This is a genomic window from Nonomuraea antimicrobica, assembly GCF_039536965.1.
Taxonomy (GTDB): Bacteria; Actinomycetota; Actinomycetes; order Streptosporangiales; family Streptosporangiaceae; genus Nonomuraea; species Nonomuraea antimicrobica.
On the sequence record NZ_BAAAZP010000045.1, the window covers coordinates 1 to 6,705 of the forward strand.

General features: G+C 71.1%; 7 protein-coding genes. 5 read left to right on the forward strand and 2 right to left on the reverse strand.

What is annotated here, in order from left to right; all coding sequences use genetic code 11:
* The 5 genes from ABD844_RS12675 to ABD844_RS12695 form a co-directional block, all read left to right on the forward strand.
* Window positions 1–1,343, forward strand: a 1,343-nt coding sequence (locus ABD844_RS12675) for a thioesterase II family protein (protein ID WP_344876327.1), incomplete at its 5' end; no start/stop codon positions are given.
* Between the two features lies 1 nt (window position 1,344).
* Entirely contained in the window at window positions 1,345–2,151 is an 807-nt protein-coding gene (locus ABD844_RS12680) for an AzlC family ABC transporter permease (RefSeq protein ID WP_344876329.1), read from the forward strand.
* On the forward strand, window positions 2,148–2,480 hold the full coding sequence (locus tag ABD844_RS12685; protein ID WP_344876331.1) for an AzlD domain-containing protein: 333 nt from the start codon (window positions 2,148–2,150) through the stop codon (window positions 2,478–2,480). Before ABD844_RS12680 ends, ABD844_RS12685 begins: the two co-directional genes overlap by 4 nt.
* Before the next feature lie 184 nt (window positions 2,481–2,664).
* Complete coding sequence (locus ABD844_RS12690; protein WP_344876333.1) at window positions 2,665–4,215, forward strand: AbgT family transporter; 1,551 nt, start codon at window positions 2,665–2,667, stop codon at window positions 4,213–4,215.
* A 26-nt stretch (window positions 4,216–4,241) separates the two neighbouring features.
* Window positions 4,242–5,381: a M20 family metallopeptidase gene (locus ABD844_RS12695; RefSeq protein ID WP_344876335.1), complete on the forward strand. Its 1,140-nt coding sequence runs from the start codon at window positions 4,242–4,244 to the stop codon at window positions 5,379–5,381.
* Window positions 5,382–5,486: 105 nt separating this feature from the next.
* On the opposite strand, the gene ABD844_RS12700 is transcribed toward ABD844_RS12695, so the two are convergent.
* On the reverse strand, window positions 5,487–6,032 hold the full coding sequence (locus tag ABD844_RS12700; RefSeq protein WP_344876337.1) for a hypothetical protein: 546 nt from the start codon (window positions 6,030–6,032) through the stop codon (window positions 5,487–5,489).
* Window positions 6,025–6,549 (reverse strand): hypothetical protein, encoded by a 525-nt coding sequence (locus tag ABD844_RS12705; protein WP_344876339.1) that lies wholly within the window; start codon window positions 6,547–6,549, stop codon window positions 6,025–6,027. The genes ABD844_RS12700 and ABD844_RS12705 overlap by 8 nt, the downstream gene beginning before the upstream one ends.
* Between the last annotated feature and the right edge of the window lie 156 nt (window positions 6,550–6,705).

Here is a 6,705-nt window from a genome sequence, read left to right on the forward strand (position 1 = left end):
AGCTGCCCGCCGGGGAGGGGGCGGAGCTGGCCGCGGTCGAGGAGTCCGCCGGGCTCCCCGCGGCGCCGGCCGGGGTGGTTCCCGACGCCGGCCGGCCGCTCCGCCCGCGGGTCGTCGACGCGTACGGGCTGCGCGTCCCCTTCGCCACCCCGGGCACGATCTCCCTCGTCGCCGCCGACGGCCAGGCCACCACCGTGCCTGCCCGGGCCCGCCGCCTGCCGGACCGTCTGGAGCTGCTGCCCGAGCCCGCGCGCCGGGTCTTCCACCGCGTCGAAGCACCGAGCACCGGTGATGGTGGCGGTGGTGGCGGTGGCCGCCCCGAGGGGCCGGTGCAGGAACGCATCGCGCGGGCCTGGTCGGCGGTGCTCGGCGTGCCGCCGGAGTCCATCACGCTCGACGCCAACTTCTTCGAGCTGGGCGGCGCCTCGCTGTCGGCCATGCGGGTGGTCATGGAGATGGGCGGCCTCGTGACGCTCACCGACCTGATGCGCAACTCCACGTTCGGGCCGCTGTGCGCGGTGGCCGAGGCCCGCATCGCGGCTGGGCCCATTGAGACGGGGGCGGGTCCCCAAGGGCTGCTCCGGGCCCTGACCGAGGATTTCGACCCGGCCTCGTGCGCGCTGGTCTGCTTCCCGTACGCGGGCGGCAACGCCGTCAACTTCGAGCGGCTGGCCACCGCGCTGGGCAAGGACGGCGGCGTCTCCGTGCACGGCGTCGAACTGCCCGGTCACGACGCCGGCCGTCCCGACGAGCCCCTCGTGAGCGTGCCGGAGGCCGCCAGGCTGGTGGCGGACGAGATCCGCGCCACGTTCACCGGCCCCGTGCTGCTGTGGGGCCACTGCGTCGGCTCGGCCCTGGCCGTCGAGACGGCCCGCCTGCTGGAGGCCGCGGGCCGTCCGCCGCTGCACGTCTTCGTGGCCGGCAAGCTGCTCCACGACGCCGCCGCCACCCGCGAGGCCATCCGCGAGGCGGAGACGATCGGCGACGCCGACGTCGTGGCCTGGCTGTCCGACGTCACCGGGCTGACCGGGCTCGACGCGCTCGAACTCCACCAGGCCGCGTTCGTGGCGAAGGTGTTCCGGCACGACTCCCGCGCCGCCAACACCTACCTGCTCGAACGGGCCGAGCAGAACGGGACGGCCCCGCTCGCCGCCCCCCTCACCGCCGTCTACGCCGCCGACGACCCGCTCACCCCCGGATACGCCCGGCGTTACGCGGCCTGGTCGCTCTTCTCCAGCGCGCCCCGGCTCGCGGAGATCGGCCCGGCCGGCCACTACTTCACCCACACGGCACCCGACGCCGTGGCCGCCCTGGTGCGCACGCTATGGAAGGAAGAGCGCTGACATGGCCATCGCCGACCCACCCGAGACGGTGACGCCGCCGACCCCGCGTCAGCAGTTCCTGGCCGGGGCCAGGAGCACGATGCCCTTCCTCGCCTCCGCCATCCCGATGGGCATCGCGGGAGGCGTGCTGGGGCTGTCCAGCGGGCTGTCGGAGTTCGCCACGCTGGGGCTGGCCATGGCGGTGAACTCCGGCACCGCGCAGTTCGTCGGCTTCGCGTTGATCGCCGACGGCGCGAGCGTGCCCGCGATCATCCTGACCACGCTGATCCTGGGCCTGCGCATGCTGCTGTACAGCACGATCCTCATCCCGTACGTCAAGGAGGTCCCCCAGCGCTGGCGGGTGGTGCTCGGCTTCGGGCTGATCGACGAGGTGTTCTTCGTGGCGATCGACCGGCTGCGCAACGGCAGGCTGACCCATCACAAGCACCTGTTCTTCCTGGGCGCGTCGGCGACGCTGTACGTCACCTGGATGCTGTGCACGGTGATCGGCATGTCGCTGGGGTCCGCCGTGCCCGACGTGACGAAGCTCGGCCTCGACTTCCCGGTGACCGCGATGTTCGTCGCCATGCTCGCGATCGGGCTGGTGAACTGGCGGGTGGCCGCGGCCATCTGCTCGGCCGGGGTGACGGCGCTGCTGGCGCAGGGGCTGCCGTACAACCTCGGGGTGGTGCTGGCCGCGGTCGTCGGCGCGGTGGTCGGCACCGCCTGCGAGCTGGCGGTCAGGAAGAACGAACCCCAGCGGGGCGACGAGCCCGAGCTGAGCGACAAGCCCGAGCTGAGCGACGAGCCCAAGGAGAGCAAGGCATGAGCGACGGCATGGGCATGGTGCTGCTGATCGTCGGCATGGGGTTGTGCAGTTTCCTGCCCCGCTACCTGCCGCTGGCGGTCCTCGCCGACCGGGAGATGCGCCCGCTGGTGGAGACCCTGCTGAAATACACGCCGCCGGCGGTGCTCGCGGCGCTGGTGTTCCCGGCCATTCTCGCCCCGTCCGGAAAAGGGCTTGAGCTGAGCCTGGCGAATCCCTATCTGATCGGCGGGGTGGTCACCTTCGCGGCGGGGATGGTCTCGAAAAGATTTCTGCTGTCCACGGCGATCGGAATTGCCGCGTTCTATTTGAGCCGGTGGTTGCTCGGCTGATCGGGAAGGCACCGGCCCGCTGGTCGGCGAATTTTCATTTTGGAACGCAACAAAACCGGCGTGACCTGCGGTTACGCAACCAACTTTCCCGTCGGCAGATTTCGCTGACAGCGTTGTTTACTACTCATGGGTAGGCGCGCTTTCCACTTGCGCGTGATTCTGGGTGTCGTTAATATCGGGGCCCATGTCCACCACCCCCCTGGCTGAGAAAAAAGAGTCGCGCGCACTCGACGCGACCATGCGTATTCTCAATGGCATTGAGCGCGTCGGGAACAAACTCCCGCACCCGTTCTGGTTGTTCGTCATCCTGAGCGTCTTCATCATGGTGCTGAGCTGGGCTCTGGCGGCCATGAACGTCTCGGCGGTCAACCCCGCAGACAACAAGCCCGTCGCCGTGCAGAGCCTGCTCTCCTTCGAGGGCGTGCAGTTGATGCTCGGCGACGCCATCGAGAGCTTCGTCACATTCCCCGCGCTGGGCACGGTGCTCGTCGTCATGCTCGGCGTGGCCGTCGCCGACAAGTCCGGGCTGCTGGCCACCGTGCTCAAGCGCGGCATCTCCCGCGTGCCGGGGCGCTGGGTGACCTTCGCGCTCGCCTTCACCGGCATGATCTCCCACGCGGCCGCCGACTCGGCGTACATCGTGCTGATCCCGCTGGGCGGTCTGGCCTTCTACGCGGTGGGCCGGAACCCGATCATCGGCGTGATCGTGGCGTACGTCTCGGTCGCGGCCGGCTTCGACGCGAGCCCGGTGGTCACCCCGACCGACGTCCTGCTGGGCGGCATCACCACCGAGGCCGCGCAGACCATCGACCCCAACGTCACCGTCACGCCCCTGGCCAACTACTTCTTCTCGCTCGCGTCCTCGTTCGTGCTCGCCGCCGTCATCACCCTGGTGACGGAGACCGTGATCGCCAAGCGAGCGCAGAGCATGCCGGTCGACGACGACGCCGACCTCGGCGACCTGTCCGACCTGAAGCTGTCCGACCTGGAGCGCCGCGGCCTGCGCTGGTCCGGTCTCGCGCTGCTGGTGATCGCCGCGCTGGTCGCGCTGGCCATCATCCCGTCCAACTCGCCGATGCGCGGCGAGAACGGCGACCTGGTGAGCGGCCCGCTGCTGGGTTCGATCGCCCTGCTGATCGGCGTGGCGTTCCTCGTCGTCGGCATCGTCTACGGACGCACCGTCGGCACCATCAAGCGCAGCAGCGACGTGCCGAACTTCATGGCGCACGGCATGAAGGAGATGGCCCCGGTCATCGTGCTGTTCTTCGCGATCTCGCAGTTCCTGGCCTACTTCAAGTGGACCAACATCGGCACGATCACCGCGATCAAGGGCGCCGACCTGCTGAAGGCCGCCGGGGTCAGCGGGCCCGTGGTCTTCATCGGCATCCTGCTCATCGTCACCATCATCAACCTGCTGATCACCAGCGGCTCGGCGCAGTGGGCGCTGGTCGGCCCGGTCTTCGTGCCGATGCTGATGCTGCTGGACATCCCGCCGGAGACCACCCAGGCGCTGTACCGCATCGCCGACTCCTGCACCAACGCGCTGTCACCCATGAGCCCCTACTTCGTGCTGGTGCTCGGGTTCGTCCAGCGCTACCGCAAGTCGTCGGGCATCGGCACACTGATGGCCCTCGTGCTGCCTCTGTGCCTGGTCATGCTCGTCACCTGGACGGTGCTCTTCTTCGCCTGGTGGGCGCTCGGCATCCCGCTCGGGCCCGGCGTGCCCGTACGGTAGTTCCCTCTCAGATTAAGGAAAGTTCTGTGACACCGGCTCCCATGTGGACCAACCAAGTCCTTCCCGTCATGCTCGACGACCTGCGCAAGCTGGTCGAACTGGAGAGCCCGAGCGATGACAAGCGGCTCCTCGACCGAGCACTCGACGAGATCGGCGCTTGGGCCGCCGACCGCATCGGGCCGCCGGACGCGCAGACCCGCCACGACGGCGGGCGCCACGGCGACGTGCTGGAGCTGACCTACCACGGCACGGCTCCCGGGTTCGTCCTGCTGGTCGGCCACTACGACACCGTGTGGCCGGCCGGCACCCTGGCCGGGTGGCCGTGGCAGATCACCGACGGCGTCATCAGCGCGCCCGGCGTCTTCGACATGAAGACCGGGCTCGTCCAGGCCGTCTGGGCGGTACGCGGGCTGCGCGAGCTGGGGCTCCCGTACCCGTCGGTCCGCCTGCTGTTCAACGGTGACGAGGAGATCGGCAGCCCCGCCTCCCGCCACCTGATCGAGGCGGCCAGCGAGGGCGCGCTGGCCACCCTGGTCTTCGAGGGCGCCATCGACGGGGCGGTCAAGACCTCCCGCAAGGGCGTCGGCATCTTCGGGGTGACCGCCACCGGCGTCGAGGCGCACGCCGGGCTCGACCCCACCGCGGGCGCCAGCGCCGTCCACGCCATGGCGGCGCTGATCACCCAGATCACCACGCTGGGCGCGCTCGAACGCGGCACCAGCGTCAACGTGGGCCTGGTCAACGGCGGCACCGGCACCAACGTCACCGCGGGCCGCGCCACCTGCGGGATCGACGTGCGGGTCTCCCGCCAGGACGAGATGGCCCGCGTGGACGCCGCGCTGGCCGCGCTGCGCTCGCCCGACCCGCGGGTGTCCATCGAGCTGACCGGCGGCTGGAACCGTCCTCCGATGACGCCCAACCCCGCCTCCGAGGACCTGTTCGCCAGGGCCTGCAAGGCCGCCCTCCAGCAGGGCCTGGACCTGCGCGAGGCGGGGGTCGGCGGCGCCAGCGACGCCAACTTCGTCTCCGCGCTGGGCCGCCCGGTGCTCGACGGGCTCGGCCCGGTGGGGGCCGGGTCCCACTCCCGCTCCGAGCACGCCATCGTCGCTCACATCCCCGAGCGCACGGCTCTCACCATCGACCTCATCAGCGGCTTCGACGCCTAGGCCCGCCCGCAGCCGGTGCGTGATCCTCGGCGGAGGTCTCGTGGACCGAGGCCGAGGAGTCCGGTGGATGCCGGTGCACGCCGCGCACCGGCTCCACCGCGCGGGTCAGCTCCAGTGGGGGTGCAGGCGGCGGAAGTCGTCGAGGCTCTGCCGGTAGAAGGCGAGGTCGCTCTCCATCTGCGCCCTGCTGAAGCGGCCGGGCTCGGCGTCGCGGACCGACCTGCCCATCTCCGTCCAGAACGCCTCCAGCGGCAGCTCGGCGGCGTCGCCGGGGAGGAACTTGAGCGCCTCCTCCATCGCGTCGGCGGCGAAGCTCCAGTCGGCCACGACCGTGTCGTAGCCCTCGAGGCCGGACGACGGGTCGGCGGTGAAGAACAGCCCGGCCTCCAGGGCGCGGCCGGCGTACGCGGCGCCGATCAGCACCCACTGCCCGGGGTCGAGCAGCTCCGACACCCCGGCGCCGAACGTCGCCCCCTGGAGACCGGCCGCCTCCTCCGCCGCGTACGGCACCAGCACCTCGACGTCGTCGGCCCGCACCAGCCACGCGCCGGGCTCGTCGGTCACCGACGCCCGCTCCGACCCGCCGGGGGCCACCAGGTCGAGGTAGACGTACGCCTCCACCAGGCAGCGCGCCCGCCCTCGCTCAGGCATGCCGCGCCACCAGGTCACGGTAGGTGTCGCGGACGATCAGGAGCCGGTCGAGCTGGAAGCGGCCCGGCTCGGCCGCCCGCATCTCCCGCCCCCGCAGCGACCAGAACCCGTCCTCGGGCACCTCGTCGGCCCCGGGCGGGACGAACTTGACGACCTCCTCGACCGCGGCCGTCGCCACGGACAGCGCGCGGCGCGCCTCGGCGTCGTCGTCCACCGGCACGTTGCCCGCCGACAGGTCGGCCACCCACAGCCACTCCCCCGCGTCGAGGAGCTGCGACGGCTCGGCGCCGCCGAACGTCGGGTGGCCCGCGGGCAGCACGGGCTTGTCCGGCAGGGCGAACAGGTATTCCCGCTGCGCGCCGCACTCGGCGCAGACGCCGGAGTAGCGGCTGGCCAGGCCCTCCTCGGTGCCGACCAGGGCGCTGCCCCAGGTGGTCTCGGGGCTGCCGCACGCGCACGGGTGCAGGTCGAGGTAGAGGTGTGCCTCATCTCTCGTCCGCGCTACCGCGAAGGTCATGATCATCCTTTCTGCAGGGCTTCTATGATGCCCTGTTCGACCATCTCCCTGAGCTCCTTCCTGATCTGGGCGCCGCAGGTGCAGGGCTCGCCGTCTTCGCAGGTGCACTCCTCGTCCTCGGGGACCGGGTCGGTGGCGCCGGCCAGCGCGCGGAAG